The following is a 22,228-nucleotide window of genomic DNA, read 5'->3' as shown; positions in this document are numbered from 1 at the left end:
AGTGGCACGCTATAAAGGATCATTGTGTTATGATAAAAATAAAAGTTGAAAGGGGAAAATGTATGCCAAATCTTGTGGAATCGACGCTTGTAGAATCGCTGTTCTCCTCATTGCAGGCAGAAAAGCTTGTAAACATAAGCACGGTGGATTTTGAAACGGGTGGTCCAAATGTCAGCGCAGTGTCATGGATCTATGCAAGTGACGAGTCGACTATTCAGCTTGCTGTTACAGCGAAGTCCCGCATTGTACAAAATATCGAAAACAATGAACATGTTGTGGTGACTTTATATGCGAATGAATCGGTCTATTCCATCCATACCACGGCCGTTGTAAAAGAAAAAGAGACAGACGGACTTCCGCTTAAGCTTGCCCTCGTCACATTGAAAATCATAGAAGTACGTGACGTGATGTTCTATGGTGCCAAGATTTGTGTGGAACCCCGGTTCGAGAAAACATATGATAAGGAAGCTGCAAAAAAACTGGACCAACAGGTAATGAAACTTCTAAAGGATATAAGTTGACCAAAAAAAGTGCCGGAACACACAAGTATATTTGTGGTCCGGCACTTTTTTTTAATCCTGTTCTACTTTTTTATTACGCTCTTCATCCTTTTGGTTATTGGACTGCTTTTGCTGCTTTTGTTCTAATTGCTTCTGTTGGTCTTCGGGAAGCTGAGAATTGTTCTGCTCAGTAGGATTTGGAGCAGTCGGTTCTTTTAGGTCAATTGGAATCTCCGGCATGACACGACCTACTATTTCAGCAAGTTCTTCCATGATGCCTGCAATTGGCCTTCCGCGCTGAATGTCCCTTCCCATCTCTTCCAAACGGACAAAGGAATCCGCATCAGCGATAATCACTGCAGTAGCACCATAGGGATCGTTCTTCAGACTTTCAGCAACTGAGTATTTGATGGTGCTGACTCTTCCTCTGTCCAAGTCGGAATTGACATCTATACCAACAACAGCATATGGTCCCAAAACTACGGCGGTAGCGTCATTTACATTCGGTACCCGTGTAGCCAATTCTACAAGATGAGCGGAAACCTCTTGTCCAGTCTTCCTATCCACATGTATGTCAGCAGAGTCCTTTACATGGATAATCTGAGATTTATCATCTTCTTCCCGTGATATATTACGGGGTTGATTATTACAGCCTGAAACAGCCAGTATTGCTATCAATAATAGAAATAGTCGTTTTTTCATTATACCCACTCCTTTAACGTACTTTGACCAATTTTCAATTCGCTTGATTTTATTGTTCATTTGTTCTTCTATCTTTATTCATTTAGACATATATTTTATCAACGGTCTGTCCCTTCAATAGGTCAAGCAAAAAGCGATCGGCGCATAAAAAGGCCATAAAATCTGAAGGGATGGATGCCTTGATTCACTCCAGAAAGAAAAATTAGAATATAGAGCCAGGAGTAGGAGGCGGCAGGTTGAATAAAATTTATGTTTTAGATACGAATGTATTGTTACAGGATCCATATTCCATCTATTCTTTTTCTGATAATGAAGTGGTTATTCCGGCAGTAGTTCTGGAAGAAGTGGATTCGAAAAAACGATATATGGATGAAATAGGAAGAAATGCAAGGCAAGTGTCAAAAATCATCGATTCTTTAAGGGAAACGGGCAAACTGCACGAGAAAATACCATTGCACAATGGCGGGGCGTTGAGAATCGAACTTAATCACCGCAGCTTCCACCAGCTCCAAGAAATCTTTGTTGAAAAGACAAACGATAACCGCATCCTTGCCGTAGCTAAAAACCTTTCGTTGGAAGAGCAGACAAAAGAGGATGGAAGAGCCGTCATACTAGTGAGCAAAGATGCGCTGGTAAGGGTAAAAGCAGATGCAATCGGACTTACTTCCGAGGATTTCCTGAATGATCGTGTAGTCGAAGTGGATCATATTTATAAAGGGTTCTTGGAGGTCTATGTTCCATCTGATAAGCTGAACCTTTTTTATGAAAAGGGGGAGATTAATGGCTCTGAGCTCGCTAATCACCCTTTTTATGCTAACCAATTCATCATCATGAAAGATGCTTTGGGAGGGTCAGGTTCTGCACTGGGGCTAGTAGACGGGACTGGGAAAAAGGTAAAGAAGCTTGTGTTTGATCAGGATCACATATGGGGAATCAGGCCGAGAAATGTACAACAGACAATGGCGTTTGAAATGCTTCTCAGGGCTGACATCCCGCTTGTCACACTGACAGGGAAAGCGGGCACCGGAAAAACGCTCTTGGCTTTGGCTGCAGGACTGTTGCAGACCGAAGACCTGAACCGTTACAAAAAACTGCTCGTAGCAAGACCGATTGTCCCTGTAGGGAAGGATATAGGCTTTCTGCCAGGTGAAAAAGAGGAGAAACTCAGGCCGTGGATGCAACCTATCTTTGACAATCTGGAGTATCTATTCAACACGAAGAAACCGGGGGAACTGGATGCCATTCTGGCAGGAATGGGATCTATTGAAGTGGAGGCACTCACTTATATAAGAGGAAGAAGCATCCCAGAACAGTTCATCATCATTGATGAAGCCCAGAACCTTACAAAGCATGAGGTGAAAACCATTCTTACAAGGGTAGGGGAACGCAGTAAAATAGTCCTGATGGGCGACCCTGAACAAATCGACCATCCATATCTGGATGAGTATAATAATGGCCTTACCTATGTGGTGGAAAGGTTTAAGGATCAAAAGCTGGCAGGGCATGTCAAGCTGATCAAGGGGGAGAGGTCGATGCTTGCCAAATTGGCGGCAGACCTGCTATAGGCGAGTTTTGCTCATATGATATATAATGCTGCAAAAGCAAGGGTCTGAGCTATTTATACTCAGACCCAAGAGGTTGCTTATTCACTTCACAATAATGCGATTAACATGTTTCAAAGGAGAAAGCTGATTGGATCCGTCTCCGAAGTATACATGGACAGGTCCATCATCTTTCAACGGTTTTCCTTTTTGGGAAAATCCGAACACCACATCCTGCGCTTTGGCGAGGGGGATTTCAACTTCGGTTTTTCCGCTGACGAAGACAACAGAGGAGGCATCCTCAAGGGGCTCGGCGTTTTTCAGGAATGGAGCAAACTTAATACCGAAGGACCCTGTCAAAAGTTGCTCTTTTTTGTATTTCCGCTCTGTTTTTAAGGTAGGCGGCTGAATGGCGCCTTCGCTGATTTCACGCTCCCACTGTTTAGAAGCAGCCTTCGTGTAGGCCTCCAATTCGTCAATTTCCTCAGCACTCTGCTCTGTAAAGTATGTATCCAAATCCAAACGGCGATCGTCAAAAATCCATACACCCGGATCTAATGTGATGGAATATTGCACCTTTCCTTCAATTCTGATGATTGATTCCATGTTGTCCCCCTAATTTGTTTATCTTTATCTTCATTATATAGGTTAGAATAACTTTTGTCATGTCCACTGAAAGCGTAAGAGATTAAGCATAAACCATAATCACAACTGCAAACCAATCTTTTCGCACGAAGCTTGCAATTTTACCAGAATAACGATAATATTTATAGATAAGATAGGTATTTGTTCGTAAACGGAGGGATCGATATTGGCATCAGATATCGTGGTCGATCATCGTGATAAAGCTATTTCGCTTTTAAAGGCTGATTCAGATAAAATTTTGAAGTTGATTCAAGTACAAATGGATAACTTGACAATGCCTCAATGTCCACTTTACGAAGAGGTCCTGGATACCCAAATGTTCGGGTTGTCCAGGGAAATGGACTTTGCTGTTCGCCTAGGGCTCATTTCCGAAAAGGAAGGCAAAGACATCCTTTCAAAGCTTGAGAGGGAATTGTCTGCCTTGCATGAAGCCTGGGAGAAAAATTGAATGAATAGGACGCTCAATCTACAAAAACAATTGTTGATTGAGCGTTTTTATTAACCTGAAAAGATAAGCAAATATTTACATTTTTCCAAATCCGATGTGAAAAGAAGGAAAAATTTAAATACATAAGGTATAATTATATGTATAATTGAAAAAATATTCTAAACTTTTCTGCAGAGAAGTAGCTACTAGGGGGAGACAAAATGACGAAGAAAATCAATAAGATCCTTGTTGCAAACCGCGGCGAGATTGCAATTCGTGTTTTTCGAGCTTGTACTGAATTAAATATTCGAACGGTTGCTATCTACTCAAATGAAGATATCGGGTCCTTTCACCGATATAAAGCTGATGAAGCTTATCTAGTGGGAGAAGGGAAGAAGCCCATCGATGCCTATCTGGATATCGACGGCATCATTGAAATAGCCAAAACAAATGGCGTGGATGCCATTCATCCTGGATATGGTTTTTTATCTGAAAACATTCACTTTGCCAAAAAATGTGAAGATGAGGGCATAATCTTTATCGGTCCGACTTCGAGACATCTCGATATGTTCGGTGACAAAGTGAAGGCCCGCAGTCAGGCACAACTGGCAAACATCCCGGTAATCCCAGGGACAGACGGACCTGTTGATACACTGGATGAAGTGATGGATTTTGCCGCAACTTACGGCTACCCGTTGATGATCAAAGCCGCTTTAGGTGGCGGTGGCCGCGGAATGCGTATTGTACGCAGCAAATCGGAACTGAAAGAATCCTTCGAGCGTGCAAAATCGGAGGCGAAAGCTGCCTTTGGCAACGATGATGTATACATAGAGAAGCTGATTGAGAACCCGAAGCACATCGAAGTCCAGATCCTGGGGGACCAGCACGGAGAAATCATCCATTTATTCGAACGTGATTGCTCCATCCAACGCCGTCACCAAAAGGTAGTCGAGATTGCTCCAAGTGTCTCCATCCCGGATGAATTGCGTGACAGGATCTGCAATGCTGCAGTGGAATTGATGAAGAATGTGGATTATATTAATGCCGGAACAGTGGAGTTTCTCGTGGCAGGGGATGAATATTACTTTATTGAGGTAAATCCTCGCGTGCAGGTCGAGCATACCATCACAGAGATGGTCACTGGGATTGATATCGTACAATCACAAATCATGATTGCTGAAGGACATGCCCTGCATGGCAGTAAGCTTGGTATCCCTAAACAGGAAGATATCAGGGTCCATGGCTTTGCCATACAATCCCGGGTAACTACAGAGGATCCATTGAATGGTTTTATGCCTGATACCGGGAAAATCATGGCTTACAGATCTGGTGGAGGATTCGGTGTGCGCCTCGATGCGGGTAATGGTTATCAAGGGGCAGTGATAACGCCTTTCTACGATTCCTTGCTTGTAAAGCTCTCCACCTGGGCATTGACTTTCGAACAGGCAGCGAACAAGATGGAGCGGAATTTAAAAGAGTTCCGTATTCGTGGTATCAAAACGAATATCCCTTTCCTGGAGAATGTCGTGCGCCATCCGAAGTTCATGAATGGAGAATACGATACTTCCTTTATCGATACTACTCCAGAATTGTTCGTTTTCCCTAAGCGTAAAGACAGGGGAACCAAAATGCTGACCTATATCGGGAATGTGACTGTCAATGGATTCCCGGGCGTGGAAAAGCGAAAGAAGCCTATATTCCCGAATCCTAGAATGCCTCAATTAAAGGGAGTGGATACGGTTCCAAGCGGGACGAAACAGATTTTGGATGAGAGAGGTGCAGAAGGACTTGTCAAATGGATCGGGGAGCAAAAGGAAGTGCTCTTGACCGATACGACCTTCCGAGATGCGCATCAGTCCCTGCTTGCAACCCGATTGCGTACACATGATATCAAGCAGATCGCGGAACCGACAGCGAAATTGCTTCCAAACCTTTTTTCAATGGAAATGTGGGGGGGAGCTACATTTGATGTTGCATACCGCTTCTTAAGTGAAGATCCTTGGGACCGTCTTCTCACTCTTAGAGAAAAGGCTCCAAACGTACTTTTCCAAATGCTACTGCGGGCATCGAATGCAGTAGGGTACAAAAACTATCCGGATAACCTCATAAAAGAATTTGTGGAAAAATCCGCACATGCCGGGGTGGATGTGTTCCGTATCTTTGATAGCTTGAACTGGGTGAAAGGGATGACCTTGGCAATCGATGCTGTAAGGGATAGCGGGAAAATCGCCGAGGCTGCCATCTGCTATACGGGAGACATCAATGACCCGAACAGAACAAAGTATGACTTGAAGTATTATTGTGACATGGCAAGGGAGCTTGAACAGAGCGGTGCCCATATCCTTGCTATAAAAGATATGGCGGGGCTTCTTAAGCCACAGGCTGCTTATCGTCTGATCTCCACCTTAAAAGAAACCATTGATATTCCGATACACCTGCATACGCATGACACGAGCGGTAATGGGATCTACATGTATGCAAAGGCGATCGAAGCCGGAGTTGACATTGTCGATGTTGCCATCAGTTCAATGGCAGGGTTGACGTCCCAGCCAAGTGCAAACTCCTTGTATTACGCCCTGGAGGAGACTGAGCGCAAACCTGACGTATCAGTGAAAGCGTTAGAACAGTTATCCCATTATTGGGAAGATGTCCGAAAATATTACAGTGATTTTGAAAGCGGAATGATGAGCCCCCATTCTGAAGTATATATGCATGAAATGCCGGGTGGGCAATATAGCAATCTTCAACAGCAGGCAAAAGCCGTGGGCCTTGGAGCACGCTGGGAGGAAGTGAAGGAGATGTATCGCCGTGTGAATGATATGTTCGGTGATATTGTCAAGGTCACACCATCTTCCAAAGTGGTTGGGGATATGGCGCTATTTATGGTACAAAACACCCTCACAGAAGAAGATGTGCTGGAAAAGGGGGAATCCATTGATTTTCCTGATAGCGTCATCGAACTTTTTGAAGGATTCCTGGGACAACCACACGGTGGATTCCCGAAAGAGTTGCAGAAGGTGATTCTGAAGGGCAAATCCCCGATTACAGTCAGACCTGGTGAACTTTTGGATGATGTGGACTTTGAAGAAATCCGCCAAAAGCTGTTTGATACTTTAAATCGTCAGGTGACAAGCCACGAGATGATTGCCTATGCTCTTTATCCGAAGGTATTCATGGATTATCAGAAGAAGCAGGAGGAATACGGAAATGTTTCTGTAATCGATACTCCGACATTCTTTTTCGGGATGAGGCTTGGTGAAGAGATACAGGTGGAAATTGAACAAGGTAAAACATTGATGGTAAAACTTGTTTCGATAGGACAACCACAAAAGGACGGAACGAGAGTCGTTTATTTTGAATTGAATGGACAGCCTCGTGAAGTGAATATCAAGGACGAAAGCGTGAAATCGGATGTTGTTTCCAAGCCTAAAATGGATGGAGGCAACCCGACGCATATCGGTGCAACGATGCCAGGGACAGTCATTAAGGTGCTTGTGGAAAAAGGGGAGAAAGTCTCAAAGGGCGATCACCTCATGATCACGGAGGCCATGAAAATGGAAACTACCGTCCAGGCACCTTTCAGCGGAACGGTCAAGGAAATTCATGCAAGTGCCGGTGAAGGAATCGCAACAGGCGATCTATTAATAGAACTGGAACAAATCTAATAGCTTCAAATAAAGAAAAGCCCCAATACTCCTTTGGGGCTTTTCCGTTTTTATAGCTTCATAGTAGGATACTAAAAAAGCAAAATAAAAAAGCGAGGGAGCTCCTCGCTTTCTTTATTGCTGTTTTTGCCTATTAACTTTATTTCTTGTCACTAGCATCAGTAGATAGCTAAGCACTCCGAAAAGACAGGAAATGATCAGGGCATGTAATAGGGAAACAAAGATATTCAATTTAGTAAATACGACTAATGCACCTGTCGTCGCCTGCAACAGGACCAACACTGCACAAACCATCCAGGCTTTATAAATGACTGGCTGATGTTTGTACTTCCTGAAAGCGAGAATTGCTACATATAAGATCCAGACTACGATGAGTCCGGCAGCTGCCCGGTGCCCCATTTGAATCCATTCATGCATTTGTGTAGGGAGGCCAATTCCATTCCGTGTACATGTCGGCCATGTGGGGCATGCTAAGCTTGCACCGACGTGGCGGACCAAAGCGCCAGAATAGACAACAGTATAACAATAGGTGATGATCCCGATGATGTGAAAAGACATCCGGCGGTCAATGATCAATGTTTCTGCGTCAAATCGCTTGTCCGCTTCAAAGATAAGTAGTGTCAAAAGAAAAACAGATGCGAACGATACAAGAGAAATCCCGAAATGCAGCGCTAAAACAGCTGATGACTGTCCCCATACTACGGCAGCTGCCCCGATAAGAGCCTGTAGCATGAGCACTGCAAAAGAAAGCAGCGCAAGGAATTTCGTTTCTCTTTTATGGCCTATTACCCTCCAGGCCCAAACTGAAAGGACCAATACCACGATGGCAGCCAAGCCTGAAACAATACGATGACTCAGCTCGACAATCAGTGCAAAATCGATATTGCTAGGGATAAGTTCGCCGTGGCATAGTGGCCAAGATCTACCGCAACCCATGCCAGATCCGGTTTTTGTGACAAGTGCTCCCCCAATAAGTACAAAAAGCATGATAATAGAAGTACAAACGGCGAACCATTTCAATAATCTATACAACCGATTCACCTTCTAACAAAGAATTTATTTCTCCTATATATATTAAAATAAGTAGAAATGGTAAAATAGTAAACGTCCTCCCAATACTACACAATGTAACGAAAATTGACAATAAGCAATCCTTTGTTGCAAAAGCGGATTTATTATCGTGAAAAAGGTTGAATATTGGTGTGGAGTTTGCTAGAAATATATATGGGACTTGTTGAAAAGTAGCATTCCAATCAACAATATGGTCAACAAACCCTATTATATACTGATTTAAAGAATGTAGGTAATATTCTGTACAGGTGACACAAATTAGTCATATTTTCTTCAAATATAATTCACAATGTTTTAGGCAAATATGATTTAATATACAGAGAGAATGTTACTTAACATCCTTGTGTTTTCGTATGTTTTACACTATCCCATAGTTCCTTAGTGGAAACGGATTCAATCCTGATCTTACAGGATATAATGTGTTTATCATGTATGCACCAAGGTTCAAAGGAGGAATATAAATGGCAAATTTGAGGACTTTGGATCAAGCATCTGCTTCTTTGTCAGATGACCGTCCTCAAGAGGAAGAAGTGAATTCTGTTTGGAAGGACTTCTTGGCGCTTATTAAAATAGGAATTGTCAATTCTAATTTTATAACTACTTTTACTGGGCTTTGGTTGGCATTATTTTTCACCCAAAGAAGTTTTTTAGCCAATATAGATGTTGTTCTTTACACAATCATCGGTTCCTCGTTGGTTGTGGCGGGGTCCTGTAGTCTAAATAACTATATCGACCGCGACATCGACCACCTGATGAAGAGAACCAAAAACCGCCCTACCGTAACAGGCAGGATGAACCCGGTCGGTGCACTTTATCTTGGTCTGGCTTTGACTGTAATCGGCACAATCCTTTTGGCCCTCACCACTTATACTGCAGCCATCATCGGTCTGATAGGTGCCTTCACATATGTGGTCCTTTATTCCATGTGGTCCAAGAGAAAGAATACTTTGAATACCGTCATCGGCAGTATTTCCGGAGCAGTCCCGCCGTTAATAGGGTGGGCAGCGGTAGATCCAAATCTTTCGCTTATTGCCTGGATGCTATTTTTCATCATGTTCCTTTGGCAGATTCCACATTTCCTGGCGATCGCGATTCGTCGCTGTGAAGAATACCGGAGTGCAGGCATTCCGATGCTACCCGTTGTACATGGTTTCAACATAACCAGAAGACAGATGCTTGTTTGGGTGGCATGTCTCTTGCCATTGCCATTCTATATGTTTGACCTTGGCCTTGCTTTTGTCATATTGGCAACCCTATTGAATCTTGGCTGGCTTTCACTAAGCTTTGCAGGATTCAAGATGAAGGATGAGATGAAGTGGGCAACCTTGATGTTCGTCTATTCCCTGAATTATCTGACCATCCTTTTTGTTTCCATGATCATTTTGACCATTTTCTAAAAAAGACAGTATAAGCCCACATCCAATACTGGAACGACTGTCTTTTTTTAACGGAAACTGAAAAGTTGAAGGGTGAAAGGGAGCAAGCTGTGGTATAGTAACAACTAGAGGCAAAATTTGCATCAAATGAAGAAAGAATGTGTTTGGGACCTCGATACCATAAGTCATTTTCCGGAAGATGTTGTTAACCTCTTTCGGAAAATGCCTTATGCTTGTCGAGGCTACATATAAGCGGATAGTATCTACCTGCAGCTGCCGGGCATCCCTTTATCGCTCAGCTTGCAAAAGGCGCTTTACGCTTCCAAAATCATGATTTAATTCTTTCTCTTCGATTGGAAGGAATTTATCAATACATTCTACTTCACTTACTAAATATGAAAGAGGGGTTTGATTAAGCTATGAAGAAATGGCTACCAAATTGGCGAATTCTATCGCTTTTTAGTGTAATGACGCTATTCTTAGCAGGCTGTGGTAAACCATTCTTATCTACACTTCAGCCGGTTGGTGAGGTAGCAGATATGCAAAAATCACTGATCTTGTTAAGTTCAGCAATTATGATTCTTGTAGTAGTGGTTGTTTCCATTATCTTCGTTTACGTTGTGGTTAAATTCCGCCAGCGTGATGGAGAAGAAGAGCGCATTCCTAAGCAAGTTGAAGGAAGCCACAAATTAGAAATTACGTGGACTGTTATTCCGATTTTACTATTATTGATCTTGGCAGTTCCGACTGTTTCCTACACATTCCAATTGGCAGATGTAAAGGAAATGGAAAAAGAGGAGACTGACGCACTTGTTGTCAATGTTACTGCTCATCTTTACTGGTGGGAGTTTGAATACCCTAACCAAGAGGTTGTAACAAGTCAGGACCTTTATGTACCAACAGATGAGAAGATTTACTTCAACCTTAAAGCAAGCGATGTAAAGCACTCATTCTGGATTCCTTCTGCTGGTGGGAAAATGGATACGAATACAGACAACGAAAACAAGTTCTGGTTGGAGTTCGACTCCAAACGTGTAGGGCAAGCACCTGAAGAGCTTTTCTACGGAAAATGTGCTGAGCTTTGTGGACCTTCCCATGCATTAATGGACTTTAAAGTAAAAACTCTTCCTCGTGATGAGTTCGATCAATGGATTGAAAACATGAAGAATGCAGAGCCAACTGCTGAAACTGAACTTGCTCAAGCAGGGGAAGAAATTTTCGAACAAAGCTGTATCACCTGTCACGCGGTTTCCGCTGATCAAAAAGGTGTTGCACCTAACCTGACTAACTTCGGCAACAGACAAATGGTTGCCGGGCATAAAGCGAATACTCCGGAGAACCTGGCTGATTGGCTTGAGGATCCTGAGACATTCAAACCAGGAAACAAAATGACTGGTGCTTATGACGAACTTAAGCCAAATGAAATCGAAGCACTTGTTGAATATTTATCTGGACTAAAAGTAGAATAGATTTTCACGAAAAGGAGGTTACATTGTGAGTACGTTAGCACAGAAAAAGGGATTCGGCGCCACTCTATGGGATTACCTGACAACTGTCGACCATAAGAAAATTGCCATCCTTTACTTAATTGCCGGCGGATTCTTCTTTGTCGTCGGTGGTATCGAAGCGATGCTTATCCGTATCCAACTAGCAGTGCCGGATAGCGGTTTCATTGCAGCTGGATTATATAATGAAATACTTACAATGCATGGTACAACCATGATATTCCTGGCAGCGATGCCGCTATTGTTTGCGTTTATGAACGCTGCTGTCCCATTGCAGATCGGTGCACGTGACGTTGCATTCCCGTTCATCAATGCACTTGGATTCTGGTTATTCCTATTCGGTGGGATCTTCCTTAACCTTAGCTGGTTCTTAGGAGGGGCACCTGATGCTGGGTGGACATCTTATGCGTCCCTATCACTTGCATCACCAGGTCATGGAATTGACTTTTATGCACTTGGACTTCAAATTTCAGGTATCGGTACGTTAATCGGTGGTATCAACTTCCTTGTTACCATCATCAACATGCGTGCACCTGGTATGACTTATATGCGTATGCCGCTTTTCACTTGGTCTACGTTTGTAGCATCTGCACTTATTCTATTCGCTTTCCCTCCATTAACGGTTGGATTGGCTCTAATGATGCTTGACCGTCTATTCGGGTCTGCATTCTTTGATCCTGCTCTTGGCGGGAACACCGTAATCTGGGAGCATTTATTCTGGATTTTCGGTCACCCTGAGGTATACATATTGATCTTGCCTGCATTCGGTATTTTCTCTGATGTATTCTCTACTTTCTCTAAAAAGCGTCTATTCGGTTACTCATCCATGGTATTCGCTACCGTACTTATCGGTTTCCTAGGATTCATGGTTTGGGCTCACCATATGTTCACGACTGGTCTTGGACCGATTGCGAACGCAATTTTCGCTGTTGCAACAATGGCGATTGCCGTACCTACAGGTATCAAAATCTTCAACTGGATGTTCACGATGTGGGGCGGACAGCTGAAAATCAACACTGCGATGCTTTGGTCTGTAGCCTTCATCCCTACATTCGTACTTGGTGGAGTTACAGGGGTAATGCTGGCTTCAGCTGCTGCTGACTATCAGTATCATGATTCTTACTTCGTAGTAGCTCACTTCCACTATGTAATCGTTGGGGGAGTTGTGTTCGGTCTTTTCGCTGGTCTACACTACTGGTGGCCAAAAATCTTTGGTAAAATCTTGGATGAAACATTAGGAAAGATCACTTTCTGGTTGTTCTTCTTCGGTTTCCATTTAACATTCTTTATCCAGCATTTCCTTGGACTGATGGGTATGCCTCGCCGTGTATTCACGTTCAAAGCGGATCAAGGTTGGGATCTTTCCAACTTGATCAGTTCAATCGGAGCTGCTTTCATGGCTATCGCGACAATCGTACTGGTCATCAATATCGTAAAAACTGCATTAAGCAAGCAGAAGGTTGCTGGCGATGCATGGGGTTATGGCCGTACTTTGGAATGGTCCATCTCATCTCCGCCGCCAGAATACAACTTCAAGCAAACTCCACTTGTACGTGGATTAGACCCTCTATGGGTTGAAAAGATGGAAGGCAAAAAAGGTATGACTCCTGCTGAGCCTGTTGGAGATATCCATATGCCAAATGGTTCCATTCTTCCATTCATCATTTCGTTCGGTCTATTTGTAGCCGCATTTGGTGTCATGTACAGATTGGATTATGCATGGGGATTACCTGTGATGATCCTTGGATTGGTAATTACATTCAGCGCAATGTTCTTCCGTTCTGTAATCGACGATCATGGGTATCATATTCATAAGGAAGATCTATTGGCTGAAGATGATGACAAGGGGGCGAAGTTATAATGCATACAGAAGAAAAATTAACTGCAGAAACTTTTCCTGCATCGCCTGAAAAAGCGACCCTTGAAGGCAAGAACAAATTTTTAGGCTTCTGGCTCTTCCTTGGTGGAGAAACAGTACTTTTCGCTTCATTGTTTGCAACATATCTTGCATTGAATGATTCAACTGCTGGCGGTAAAACAACTCAAGAACTATTTGACTTACCACTAGTATTTGCGGCAACCATGATTCTTTTGACAAGTTCATTGACAAGTGTGTACGCTATGTATCACATGAAGAACTTCGATTTCAAGAAAATGCAATTGTGGATGGGTATCACGTGGTTACTTGGATTAGCGTTCCTAATCCTTGAAATCTACGAGTTCAACCACTACGTTCATTTGGGACACACATTTACTAGCAGTGCATTCGGTTCTGCGTTCTATACATTAGTAGGTACTCACGGTGCCCACGTATTCTTCGGTCTTTTATGGATCGGTACATTGTTGATCCGTAACATGAAACGTGGCCTTGACCTGTACAATGCTCCTAAGTTCTATGTAGCATCTTTATACTGGCACTTTATCGACGTTGTATGGTTGTTCATCTTTACTGTAGTATACTTAATGGGAATGGTGTGATGACATATGGCAAATCAAACTAATACAGGAAATCCAAAAGTAGATTTAGCATATCGTCGTAAAAAGAGCAAAGAAGAGATGAAGTATCAGGTAGTGTCATTTGTTTTGATGATCTTCCTTACGCTTCTTGCATTTTTGGCAGTTGGAGCGGAAATGTCTAAATTGTTCATTGTACCAGTAATCATCTTGATGGCTGTGGTACAATGCATTTTCCAACTTTACTATTTCATGCATATGAACCATAAAGGTCACGAAGTGCCTTCATTGTTCCTATTCTCTGGATTAGCTGTTGGATTGATCACAATCTTAGCGTTTACGACAATCATTTGGTGGTAAAAAGAAAAGCGGAGACCAGTTATCTGGTACTCCGCTTTTTATATTTTTGTTACTCAACTGCAATGGCGTCACCGTATGTCCAATTCATGACAATTGCCCTGACACACGCATACTCGGCACTGCACCACATTGAAGGGGGAAGGGGGGTGTAGTATAATGGTCGTATGGAAATAAGTGTCCATTGTGGCACCATTAAAATTGAGGTGACTTCTTTCATGTTTGGCAACTTGGATATGTTTGGCTTTCAGGCGCTCTGGAGCCCATACTTACTTATCACGACCATTGCAATCATTGCTTTGTATATTTATATAACTGGAAGTGGACGGAAGCATTTTAAGGATTCAGAAGCGATTACAAATAAGCAAAGAACCTTCTTTATTGTCAGTCTGATTATGTTCTATCTTGTCAAAGGTTCACCTGTCGATCTTCTGAGCCACTTGATGTTAAGTGCCCATATGACGCAGATGGCAGTACTCTACCTGGTGCTTCCACCGCTATTATTGATGGGAATGCCTGCATGGCTTCTGCGTAAAGCGATCAACCTGCCAGTAGTCAAGCCTGTATTCAGATTCTTCACCAAACCACTGATTGCACTGATCGTATTTAATGCCATATTCTCGATCTACCACATCCCGGTTATTTTTGATATTGTGAAAGTGGATATGACCTTGCATACGACTTATACAGCAGTGATGTTCGTAGCTGCATTCATCATGTGGTGGCCGCTTGTAAATCCTCTCCCCGAAGAACAGAGGCTATCTGGGATTGTGAAAATTGGCTACATCATGGGAGATGGCATACTATTGACACCAGCATGTGCACTGATCATTTTTGCCGATCAACCGCTATATGCCACATATTCGGAAATGACAGCGTGGCTGGCAGCACTTGAACTGTGTGTGCCTGCAGGAACGTTGGCAGGTTTGGATTTGGGTGGACCGGAACTTTTCAATGCCCTTCCTCTTCTTGAAGATCAAAAGCTAGGCGGAGTCATCATGAAGATCATTCAAGAGATCATGTACGGCAGCATCTTGGCATATGTGTTCTTCCAATGGGCGCGCCGTGAAAGAGAAAAGGAAGAGTTGGAATTATCCCAGTCAATGAATCCAAAAGTAGTGGAGTGATAAAAAGCTTTGACAGCAACCTTGATATGTTGCTGTTTTTCTATTGAGTAAGAGAATTTTACAATATCATGAACGTTCTACATTCGTCTTGCAAGATTTAGGGGAGTTCACTAAAATAGTCTTGAGTAGAGCATAAGTGTGAGAGGAGAAATACATGGATTATTCGATTCCAATTCTACCAACCATCAGTACTTTCTTTATTGTACTGAGTGCTATTTTTGTCGGTATCGGTTGGTATTTAATCAGTAAGAGAAATATTGAGGCACATAAGAAAACCATGCTTCTTGCTGCGGTTTTTGCGATCATCTTTTTTATCATTTATGCGTCAAGAACGATATTTGTGGGAAATACGAGCTTTGGCGGACCAGATAGCGTAAAGATTTATTATACCTTGTTCTTGCTGTTCCATATTACACTGGCAACGATAGGGGCTGTGATGGGAATCATCACATTATGGTCAGGATACAAAAACAACCTTTCCAAGCACAGGAAGCTTGGACCGATTACAAGTATAATCTGGTTTTGTACAGGCATCACAGGGGTAGCTGTCTATCTGCTTTTATATGTCATCTACCAGGGCGGGGAAACGACCTCAGTATTTAAAGCTATTTTGGGATTATGATGTAGTTGACGATCAATGCAACACACCTAATAAAGGTGCCCGGATTATATTCCGGGCACCTTTTTTGTGATATGTCAGATTTTAAAGTTTGTTTTAATGATTCCAGCTTCACGAGCGGAATTGAATGCGATCAAGATCAGGGGTCCTACAATAAAACCGAGGATCCCGAGAAGTTTCAATCCCAGATACATTGCGATCAATGTTGCAAGAGGGGACAATCCAATATGAGTTCCCATTACTTTTGGCTCTACTGTCCTTCTGATAATTAAAAGGATGATGGCCAGGACCGTAAGTTGTGTACCAAGACTGATATCACCGGTTATCAGATGGAAAAGCGCCCATGGACCGAGTATGACAATTGAACCGATGATCGGGATGAAGTCAATGAGCCAGATGACCAGTGACATGATCAATGCCGTTTCCGGTGCAATGAACCATAGTCCCACCAATGAAACGAAAAAAATGATGACACTGACTAAAAACTGGGCTTTAAAGAAGCCAAATACAACATAGGATAGTCTAGAGGTCATAAATTTGACCTTATTGGCAGTAGACTCCTTCAAATGGGAATAGAATCCTATCTTGAGTCGCGGCATATCCATCAGGAATAGGAATAGGGCGATTAGATAAACAAGAAAACTGACGAGATAGTTTGGTATATCCGTAAAGAGGCTGCTTATATTTTGGATGTTCAGGAAGTCCGTCAAAAATATCCTAAGGTCATATAGGAACGATTCCACCTGTTCACTAATTGCATCCACAACTTCAGGCGGCAGGTCTTCAGATGCATTATGTAGATCTGCTTGAAATTCCCGCCATACTTTATTCACTTCATTTATGTAGGAAGGAGCATTTTCAACAAGGTTGATTGCTTCAGTAATCACCTTTGTAGTGATAAAATAGCCGATTGCACCAATGGAAGCCATAAAAAGGAAAAATACAATCAGCACGGAAAGATTCCTTTTTAAATTAACACGGTGTTGCAGCAGTTTCACGAGTGGCTCTAAAAAAAATGCAGTAACAAGTGCCAGTATGATCGGTATGGATACCGGTAATATGAAGTAACCTACCACACATATTGCGGCAATGATAATAAAAATGAATAGCGTTTTTTTCGTAAACAAAGAGGACAATGGATGACTCCTTTCTAAACACATACTTCTCTAATATAGATTATAGTATGGATTTTACTGAAATAATAGTATGTAGAAAAATAAATATGCATAGGAAGAGAAAATTTGATAATCGTTGCAGGCTTAAGGGAAATATAAAGCTATCGCAGAGGAGATGGCATTCCCTATATCAAAATCATTTTTTGTGAAGTCAAAAATAAGGAGGCTTTTATGGAAACGAAAAAAAGGCAGATTGAGGTAAGTACATTACTGCTGCAAACGATCACTTCCATATGTGTTTCTGATATCCAAGGCATCAAACAGATTTCCCCACGGCTCCTCACAAAAGTATATTCCTTATTGCAACAAGAACAGAGGCAATCGGTTATCATTCAGTTGGATAAGGAGGGAATGGTGACATTGGATATATTCATCGCGGTGGCATATGACACTTCCATCCCGGATGCATGCCTCAGGTTGCAAAAGCATATCAAGCATGAGATCGAGGTCATGACAGGATATAAGGTTAAAGCGGTCAGAGTACATGTAGGGGGAGTATATAGAAGCTAAAAAAAAGGGCGAATCACCGTGACATGCACAGACTGATTCACCCTCTCTTTCAATTATTTCATTTCATCCATTCTTTCTTTTGATTGAACAAGTAGAGATTTGGATGTGGATACAACATTTGCAGGAAAAGTCTCGCCTTCTCCATATTCAACGCCATGCGGATAGTAATGCTTGCCTAGAAGTGGGGTCATTAGCTTGATCATTGCGTGAGATCCACCAATATCTCCCTCTACGGCAAAGCCTTGGACACGCAAATAATATACGTCCCCTTTATTTTCAAATTTACGGTCAAAGGTCACGCGTTCGTAATCCCATTGTCCAGCAAGTACGAAACCTAAGTCTTCCATGATATCCGTTAAACGGGATAGTTCTACAACTTCATTTTCAATTCCAGTGTTTTCAATTCTCATGTATGTACACTCCCTTTCAATCCTTACCAAAAAAGTACGCTCCTTGTTAATAATAGTACGAATAAGGATAACTTTCAATAAAGGAATAGGCGAACTCGCCTTTTCGTCGCACTTTTTTAGAAAAAGTCATGATTTTGTAGAAAATGGTCAAACTATCTGTGAGGCAAAAGGTCCTAATCTTCCTCTACTATGTATCCTATCCAATTTAATGAAAAATACGAGGTGACATTATGAAAACGGTAAGAGAAGTGATGACAACTAATGTAGATGTATGCACACCACTGGACAATGTGTATGAAGTTGCTACAAAAATGAAAGATTTGAATGTGGGAGCAATACCCATTGTGGAGAATGATCAGCTGATAGGAATGATAACAGACAGGGATCTTGTCGTTAGAGGAATAGCTGAAAAGCATGCCGGCTCCAATCCTGTCACAAATGTGATGAGCGATCATCTTGTAACCATCACTCCAGAAGCATCTGTCGAAGAAGCTGCCCACCTTATGGCCCAGCATCAAGTGAGAAGGCTTCCGGTGGTAGAGCATGGGCAGTTGATCGGAATCCTTGCACTAGGGGATCTTGCTATCAACCAATTGTCTGATGACAGTGCAGGAGATGCCTTAAGCGATATTTCGGAACGTTAAGAAAAGACTGCAGCTATGATAAAAGGCTGCAGTCTTTAATTTTGTCATCCCACTTGCAAATCTTCTATAATAGATGTGAATATGGAAAAAAACGTATTCATTCTTCCGAAGTTGGGTATAAAAGGGATAAAGATAAAAACTCTACCTTTTAAGATACATAAGTAGAATGTATGGGAACTCTATCAAATATATTAATAGAAAAGGAGGTATCGACCGGAAAATGAGGGGACTATTCATACTATTGTTCGTAGCTTTCTGCCTTTATCTCTTTGTCAATGTTGAACCTCAGCAGCTAGAAGGATTATTGGGCAATCAGCCTCATACAGAGATGGGTGAATCAAATAATGTGGAAGAGCAGGCGGTCATCCAGCCCAAGATCCAATCTTCAGACACTGCGGAAGGGGTTGCATCTTTTATCGGTAAATCCGTTAGTGAGCTGCTGGATACATACGGAGAACCAAAAAGAAAAGATTTATCCGCCTATGACTATGTATGGTATATCTACCATGATCATCCTGCAGAATATGTCCAATTCGGAGTGGAGGATGGAAAAGTGGTAACTGCTTTCAGCACAGGGGAGGCAAGTAACAACAATCCCTTCCAGATCGGCACATCTTATGATTCCCTCAATAAGGAATGGTCCTTTGCAGATTCAGTCACTGTTTTATACGAAGAGGGATCCTATCGCTTCGAAATGAAAGAAGAAGAGCTTCAGACCCGTCCATTGGTCCTTTTGGGAGATGTGTATGCACAACTATACTTTGACAGTTTTGATAAGACGCTCTCCAGTGTCCGGTATTTGAATGCTGAGACACTGATCAAGCAACGTCCATATGAGCTTGTTTATAAAGGTCCATTGCTAGACCCGAAGGAGCTTTCCCCTGAAGAATGGGCAGCAGTGGAGGCTGGGGCAGAACAACAGATCATCGATTTTACCAATATGATAAGAAACCGATTTGAACTGGCGCCTGTGCAGTGGCACGAAGAAACTGCTGATGTTGCTTTTATGCACAGTAAAGATATGAATGAGTCGGATTATTTTTCCCACACTTCTCCAACGGCTGGAAGTCTTTCAGACAGATTGACAGCGGGGGATGTCCCGTTTCAATATGCAGGAGAAAATATAGCAGCCCAGTATGTGGATGGGATAGCTGCCGTGGAAGGTTGGCTCAATAGTGAAGGTCACCGGAAGACCCTGCTCAATGAACGTTTCACCCACCTGGGAGTCGGGGTGAATGAAAAATATTACACCCAGAATTTCATTGAAACTTGGTGAAAAAAGCTGAACATCGCGGGGACTCGCGATGTTCAGCTTTTTTTTATGATTCCTGCAATAAATGTGTCTTTTTCCCATTGTCCTTCCAGTGTGACAATGCTGCCAGGGTGAAGATTAAATTCTTTCCAGCCTTGCTTAAAAGGCTGACGATACACAGCAGTAATAGTCCTGTCCCCAGATTGCATCCGGATGGTGGTCACCATCATGTACAATTCATGGTAATAGCGCTTTTTTTCAGTATGCAAATAAGTGATAGTACCATATATCCTCGCTTCCAGCCTTACCTGATCGAGCATCTCCCAATTTTGTCGCTGCTTGGCTTTCTCTTTTTTAGTCACCCAATAAAAATATAGGATCAATATAGGAATGACGATTGCAGTTACCATAATAACAACCTCGTTATACCCTTTTAGGGATGATAAAAAAGCTTCCCGTTGCGTGGGCGATCAATGTTTGGTCGTCCCTGAACACTTTGCCTTCCATGACAAGAAGTTTAGAGCCTTTATGTATTACATTTGCCACACAGGTAAACTCATTTCCTACACCCTTGGCAACATAGTTGATTTTCATCTCTGTCGTGACAGCTGCTTTATCTTCAGGTATCAACTTGAAGGCCAATGTACCCATTGCAGAATCAAGCAGGGTGGCTGTCAGGCCGCCATGCAATATGTCCAATGAATTCTGGAGGATCGCCGTATTTGGGATGGTCATCGTCAATGTATCAGGCTCTTGAAACTCACTTTTGATGCCCATGAGTGCACCGATGTGAGTACCGTTTTTTCCAGATTGTATTCGCTTTAAGCTTTCAAGATATAAAGAGGCAACCTCTCGTTCCTCTTCTGTAGCCTCTATCAAAAATTCACTCCATTGCTGTGCTAAGTCCATATCTGTTCCTCTTTTCTAAGCAGTCTCCCCTTATCTTACCAATTATCGGCATGTAAAGAAAAGAAAAATAGGCGAACGCTTTTTCTTTTTATTCAATAAAATACACTAGGCATATAGAGGAGAGAGGTGAGAGAATGGCAACGAAGGAAAAGCACCCAAGTATTGAAAAGTTCAAAGCTTTTGTCAAAAGGCATCCTAAACTTGCTCAGGAAGTGAAAAGCAACAAAAAAACCTGGCAGGAGCTCTTTGAAGAATGGTATTTGCTTGGGGAGGAGGATGAAAGCTGGAAAAGCTTCAGGGATCCCAATCTTCAGGAAGAGGAGAAGAGTTCAAAGGAGTCAAAATCAGATGTTATTCCTCAGTTACTACAATCATTAAAGAAGATGGATATGAATCAGATGCAATATCATCTAACCAACGTAAATTCTGCAATAGGTAATATCCAACAGCTGATTCAGCAGTTTATCCCAAGCTCGTCAAAAGGAAGTTCGCCATCACAAGGTGCCAAAAATCCTTTTTCATTTAGAAAAGATTAAGCGATCAGGAATGGATGAAGACCATGAGAAAAGATGTGTACGAATATATCCAGAAGAAGAAGACTTTAAAATCCTATTTGCATGAACAGCCATCCTGGTATCGGACGCTTACGAGAAATCCGGAGAAACTGGATGATTTTGAGCTGGCTTCCATGCATTATTACAAGCAGACCATTCCCCACAAGGTGGAGAAATTCCAGAACTCAGTCCAAATGGCGTCCATGATGGTCCATATGTTCCAGACGATGAAAAATATGGACTGAGAAAGACTGAGACCAAGGCATCTCGAAATGATGAGGTGCCTTTTACATAGGAATAGAATCCCTCCCAATGCCTCACACTAAGAAAAAAATTGGGAGGAGCATCCAACATGAAATTGTTATTAGTAATCCTGACCTGTTTCACACTAGTTTTTCTGACAGGCTGTAAGGAAGAGAAACGCAAGGAACCAGAAGTAAACAGCCTTGTGAATGAAATGGCAACAGAAGTATCAAAAATGTCCATTCAGGCAAAAGAACCTTTATCGATGACGATTCATCACCACATCAAGGGTCAACATGTGTATATGGAATGCATTGTCGGACCGGATTTTCATTTTACCGATGAAAAAAGTAAAAGAAAGCAAGGAGAGGGACGGCTGGGGGTTTATGTTGATGGAAAACTTTTGGAGACAGTGTCGAAGGGAGCCTTCATTCTAAAAGGGATCCCAAGTGGAACCCACACGATAACAGTGAAGCTTATGCACAATGATCAGACTGAATATGGATTATCAGAGTCATTTGTTGTAGAGATAAATTAGGTTA

24 protein-coding genes are annotated in these 22,228 nt (G+C 42.3%); 17 read left to right on the top strand and 7 right to left on the bottom strand.

Annotated elements, in window-relative coordinates; genetic code table 11:
- The first annotated feature begins 62 nt into the window (after positions 1 to 62).
- A complete protein-coding gene (locus JOC95_RS17665; protein WP_204418512.1) occupies positions 63 to 521 on the top strand; it encodes a pyridoxamine 5'-phosphate oxidase family protein in 459 nt (152 codons plus the stop codon).
- Positions 522 to 572: 51 nt separating this feature from the next.
- Here the strand turns inward: JOC95_RS17665 and JOC95_RS17660 are convergent, their stop codons facing one another.
- Positions 573 to 1,202: a YhcN/YlaJ family sporulation lipoprotein gene (locus tag JOC95_RS17660; protein WP_204418511.1), complete on the bottom strand. Its 630-nt coding sequence runs from the start codon at positions 1,200 to 1,202 to the stop codon at positions 573 to 575.
- Positions 1,203 to 1,438: 236 nt separating this feature from the next.
- Between JOC95_RS17660 and JOC95_RS17655 the strand changes: the two genes are divergently transcribed.
- Positions 1,439 to 2,767: a PhoH family protein gene (locus JOC95_RS17655; protein WP_204418510.1), complete on the top strand. Its 1,329-nt coding sequence runs from the start codon at positions 1,439 to 1,441 to the stop codon at positions 2,765 to 2,767.
- Positions 2,768 to 2,848: 81 nt separating this feature from the next.
- Here the strand turns inward: JOC95_RS17655 and JOC95_RS17650 are convergent, their stop codons facing one another.
- On the bottom strand, positions 2,849 to 3,349 hold the full coding sequence (locus JOC95_RS17650; RefSeq protein ID WP_204418509.1) for a peptidyl-prolyl cis-trans isomerase: 501 nt from the start codon (positions 3,347 to 3,349) through the stop codon (positions 2,849 to 2,851).
- 205 nt (positions 3,350 to 3,554) lie between these two features.
- Between JOC95_RS17650 and JOC95_RS17645 the strand changes: the two genes are divergently transcribed.
- Complete coding sequence (locus JOC95_RS17645) at positions 3,555 to 3,836, top strand: Fpa/YlaN family protein (protein WP_204418508.1); 282 nt, start codon at positions 3,555 to 3,557, stop codon at positions 3,834 to 3,836.
- Positions 3,837 to 4,036: 200 nt separating this feature from the next.
- A complete protein-coding gene (gene pyc / locus JOC95_RS17640) occupies positions 4,037 to 7,480 on the top strand; it encodes a pyruvate carboxylase (RefSeq protein ID WP_204418507.1) in 3,444 nt (1,147 codons plus the stop codon).
- Between the two features lie 114 nt (positions 7,481 to 7,594).
- Here the strand turns inward: pyc and JOC95_RS17635 are convergent, their stop codons facing one another.
- Positions 7,595 to 8,512: a COX15/CtaA family protein gene (locus tag JOC95_RS17635; RefSeq protein WP_204418506.1), complete on the bottom strand. Its 918-nt coding sequence runs from the start codon at positions 8,510 to 8,512 to the stop codon at positions 7,595 to 7,597.
- 500 nt (positions 8,513 to 9,012) lie between these two features.
- Here JOC95_RS17635 and cyoE point away from each other — a divergent pair, with 500 nt between their 5' ends.
- From cyoE to JOC95_RS17600, 7 genes are all read left to right on the top strand, one after another.
- Positions 9,013 to 9,948, top strand: a complete 936-nt coding sequence (gene cyoE, locus JOC95_RS17630) for a heme o synthase (protein ID WP_204418505.1) — start codon at positions 9,013 to 9,015, stop codon at positions 9,946 to 9,948.
- Between the two features lie 398 nt (positions 9,949 to 10,346).
- The gene (coxB, locus tag JOC95_RS17625; protein ID WP_204418504.1) at positions 10,347 to 11,396 is read left to right on the top strand and encodes a cytochrome c oxidase subunit II; all 1,050 of its coding nucleotides are present in this window, start codon (positions 10,347 to 10,349) and stop codon (positions 11,394 to 11,396) included.
- Positions 11,397 to 11,421: 25 nt separating this feature from the next.
- Positions 11,422 to 13,293: a cytochrome c oxidase subunit I gene (ctaD, locus tag JOC95_RS17620; protein WP_419096264.1), complete on the top strand. Its 1,872-nt coding sequence runs from the start codon at positions 11,422 to 11,424 to the stop codon at positions 13,291 to 13,293.
- Positions 13,293 to 13,910: a cytochrome c oxidase subunit III gene (ctaE, locus tag JOC95_RS17615; RefSeq protein WP_204418503.1), complete on the top strand. Its 618-nt coding sequence runs from the start codon at positions 13,293 to 13,295 to the stop codon at positions 13,908 to 13,910. Before ctaD ends, ctaE begins: the two co-directional genes overlap by 1 nt.
- A gap of 6 nt (positions 13,911 to 13,916) precedes the next feature.
- Positions 13,917 to 14,246: a cytochrome c oxidase subunit IVB gene (gene ctaF / locus JOC95_RS17610; RefSeq protein ID WP_204418502.1), complete on the top strand. Its 330-nt coding sequence runs from the start codon at positions 13,917 to 13,919 to the stop codon at positions 14,244 to 14,246.
- Positions 14,247 to 14,461: 215 nt separating this feature from the next.
- A complete protein-coding gene (gene ctaG, locus JOC95_RS17605; protein ID WP_204418501.1) occupies positions 14,462 to 15,370 on the top strand; it encodes a cytochrome c oxidase assembly factor CtaG in 909 nt (302 codons plus the stop codon).
- Between the two features lie 154 nt (positions 15,371 to 15,524).
- Positions 15,525 to 15,992, top strand: a complete 468-nt coding sequence (locus JOC95_RS17600) for a DUF420 domain-containing protein (RefSeq protein ID WP_204418500.1) — start codon at positions 15,525 to 15,527, stop codon at positions 15,990 to 15,992.
- 74 nt (positions 15,993 to 16,066) lie between these two features.
- Here the strand turns inward: JOC95_RS17600 and ytvI are convergent, their stop codons facing one another.
- On the bottom strand, positions 16,067 to 17,125 hold the full coding sequence (gene ytvI / locus JOC95_RS17595) for a sporulation integral membrane protein YtvI (protein ID WP_204418499.1): 1,059 nt from the start codon (positions 17,123 to 17,125) through the stop codon (positions 16,067 to 16,069).
- A gap of 210 nt (positions 17,126 to 17,335) precedes the next feature.
- Here ytvI and JOC95_RS17590 point away from each other — a divergent pair, with 210 nt between their 5' ends.
- Complete coding sequence (locus JOC95_RS17590) at positions 17,336 to 17,674, top strand: Asp23/Gls24 family envelope stress response protein (RefSeq protein WP_204418498.1); 339 nt, start codon at positions 17,336 to 17,338, stop codon at positions 17,672 to 17,674.
- Positions 17,675 to 17,727: 53 nt separating this feature from the next.
- On the opposite strand, the gene JOC95_RS17585 is transcribed toward JOC95_RS17590, so the two are convergent.
- Positions 17,728 to 18,084, bottom strand: a complete 357-nt coding sequence (locus JOC95_RS17585) for a YugN family protein (protein ID WP_204418497.1) — start codon at positions 18,082 to 18,084, stop codon at positions 17,728 to 17,730.
- A gap of 230 nt (positions 18,085 to 18,314) precedes the next feature.
- Between JOC95_RS17585 and JOC95_RS17580 the strand changes: the two genes are divergently transcribed.
- Together JOC95_RS17580 and JOC95_RS17575 are read left to right on the top strand one after the other, a co-directional pair.
- The gene (locus tag JOC95_RS17580) at positions 18,315 to 18,728 is read left to right on the top strand and encodes a CBS domain-containing protein (RefSeq protein WP_204418496.1); all 414 of its coding nucleotides are present in this window, start codon (positions 18,315 to 18,317) and stop codon (positions 18,726 to 18,728) included.
- 220 nt (positions 18,729 to 18,948) lie between these two features.
- Complete coding sequence (locus tag JOC95_RS17575; RefSeq protein ID WP_204418495.1) at positions 18,949 to 20,004, top strand: CAP domain-containing protein; 1,056 nt, start codon at positions 18,949 to 18,951, stop codon at positions 20,002 to 20,004.
- A 32-nt stretch (positions 20,005 to 20,036) separates the two neighbouring features.
- Here JOC95_RS17575 and JOC95_RS17570 read toward each other — a convergent pair whose 3' ends face one another.
- Both JOC95_RS17570 and JOC95_RS17565 read right to left on the bottom strand, forming a co-directional pair.
- Positions 20,037 to 20,390: a hypothetical protein gene (locus JOC95_RS17570; protein WP_204418494.1), complete on the bottom strand. Its 354-nt coding sequence runs from the start codon at positions 20,388 to 20,390 to the stop codon at positions 20,037 to 20,039.
- Between the two features lie 13 nt (positions 20,391 to 20,403).
- On the bottom strand, positions 20,404 to 20,889 hold the full coding sequence (locus JOC95_RS17565; RefSeq protein WP_204418493.1) for a PaaI family thioesterase: 486 nt from the start codon (positions 20,887 to 20,889) through the stop codon (positions 20,404 to 20,406).
- A gap of 134 nt (positions 20,890 to 21,023) precedes the next feature.
- Here JOC95_RS17565 and ylbD point away from each other — a divergent pair, with 134 nt between their 5' ends.
- The 3 genes from ylbD (at position 21,024) to JOC95_RS17550 (ending at position 22,224) form a co-directional block, all read left to right on the top strand.
- Positions 21,024 to 21,425, top strand: coding sequence for a YlbD family protein (gene ylbD / locus JOC95_RS17560; RefSeq protein WP_204418492.1), 402 nt, complete (start codon positions 21,024 to 21,026; stop codon positions 21,423 to 21,425).
- A 23-nt stretch (positions 21,426 to 21,448) separates the two neighbouring features.
- Positions 21,449 to 21,688 carry a YlbE-like family protein gene (locus JOC95_RS17555; RefSeq protein WP_204418491.1) on the top strand — a complete coding sequence of 80 codons (240 nt, stop codon included), beginning with the start codon at positions 21,449 to 21,451 and terminating at the stop codon, positions 21,686 to 21,688.
- 107 nt (positions 21,689 to 21,795) lie between these two features.
- The gene (locus tag JOC95_RS17550; RefSeq protein WP_204418490.1) at positions 21,796 to 22,224 is read left to right on the top strand and encodes a hypothetical protein; all 429 of its coding nucleotides are present in this window, start codon (positions 21,796 to 21,798) and stop codon (positions 22,222 to 22,224) included.
- The last annotated feature ends 4 nt before the right edge of the window (positions 22,225 to 22,228 follow it).

The organism is Sutcliffiella tianshenii, from assembly GCF_016908565.1.
GTDB classification, from domain to species: Bacteria; Bacillota; Bacilli; order Bacillales; family Bacillaceae_I; genus Sutcliffiella_A; species Sutcliffiella_A tianshenii.
Note: the sequence above shows the minus strand (reverse complement) of the source record. Positions and strands in the feature narration are given on the sequence as shown.

What these genes read in the sequence shown, in the direction of transcription:
- JOC95_RS17665 (WP_204418512.1), top strand. Translation starts at nt 63, where the DNA reads ATGCCAAATCTTGTGGAATCGACGCTTGTAGAATCGCTGTTCTCCTCA.
- JOC95_RS17660 (WP_204418511.1), bottom strand. Translation starts at nt 1,202, where the DNA reads ATGAAAAAACGACTATTTCTATTATTGATAGCAATACTGGCTGTTTCA.
- JOC95_RS17650 (WP_204418509.1), bottom strand. Translation starts at nt 3,349, where the DNA reads ATGGAATCAATCATCAGAATTGAAGGAAAGGTGCAATATTCCATCACA.
- pyc (WP_204418507.1), top strand. Translation starts at nt 4,037, where the DNA reads ATGACGAAGAAAATCAATAAGATCCTTGTTGCAAACCGCGGCGAGATT.
- cyoE (WP_204418505.1), top strand. Translation starts at nt 9,013, where the DNA reads ATGGCAAATTTGAGGACTTTGGATCAAGCATCTGCTTCTTTGTCAGAT.
- coxB (WP_204418504.1), top strand. Translation starts at nt 10,347, where the DNA reads ATGAAGAAATGGCTACCAAATTGGCGAATTCTATCGCTTTTTAGTGTA.
- ctaE (WP_204418503.1), top strand. Translation starts at nt 13,293, where the DNA reads ATGCATACAGAAGAAAAATTAACTGCAGAAACTTTTCCTGCATCGCCT.
- ctaF (WP_204418502.1), top strand. Translation starts at nt 13,917, where the DNA reads ATGGCAAATCAAACTAATACAGGAAATCCAAAAGTAGATTTAGCATAT.
- ctaG (WP_204418501.1), top strand. Translation starts at nt 14,462, where the DNA reads ATGTTTGGCAACTTGGATATGTTTGGCTTTCAGGCGCTCTGGAGCCCA.
- JOC95_RS17600 (WP_204418500.1), top strand. Translation starts at nt 15,525, where the DNA reads ATGGATTATTCGATTCCAATTCTACCAACCATCAGTACTTTCTTTATT.
- JOC95_RS17590 (WP_204418498.1), top strand. Translation starts at nt 17,336, where the DNA reads ATGGAAACGAAAAAAAGGCAGATTGAGGTAAGTACATTACTGCTGCAA.
- JOC95_RS17585 (WP_204418497.1), bottom strand. Translation starts at nt 18,084, where the DNA reads ATGAGAATTGAAAACACTGGAATTGAAAATGAAGTTGTAGAACTATCC.
- JOC95_RS17580 (WP_204418496.1), top strand. Translation starts at nt 18,315, where the DNA reads ATGAAAACGGTAAGAGAAGTGATGACAACTAATGTAGATGTATGCACA.
- JOC95_RS17575 (WP_204418495.1), top strand. Translation starts at nt 18,949, where the DNA reads ATGAGGGGACTATTCATACTATTGTTCGTAGCTTTCTGCCTTTATCTC.
- JOC95_RS17570 (WP_204418494.1), bottom strand. Translation starts at nt 20,390, where the DNA reads ATGGTAACTGCAATCGTCATTCCTATATTGATCCTATATTTTTATTGG.
- JOC95_RS17565 (WP_204418493.1), bottom strand. Translation starts at nt 20,889, where the DNA reads ATGGACTTAGCACAGCAATGGAGTGAATTTTTGATAGAGGCTACAGAA.
- ylbD (WP_204418492.1), top strand. Translation starts at nt 21,024, where the DNA reads ATGGCAACGAAGGAAAAGCACCCAAGTATTGAAAAGTTCAAAGCTTTT.
- JOC95_RS17555 (WP_204418491.1), top strand. Translation starts at nt 21,449, where the DNA reads ATGAGAAAAGATGTGTACGAATATATCCAGAAGAAGAAGACTTTAAAA.
- JOC95_RS17550 (WP_204418490.1), top strand. Translation starts at nt 21,796, where the DNA reads ATGAAATTGTTATTAGTAATCCTGACCTGTTTCACACTAGTTTTTCTG.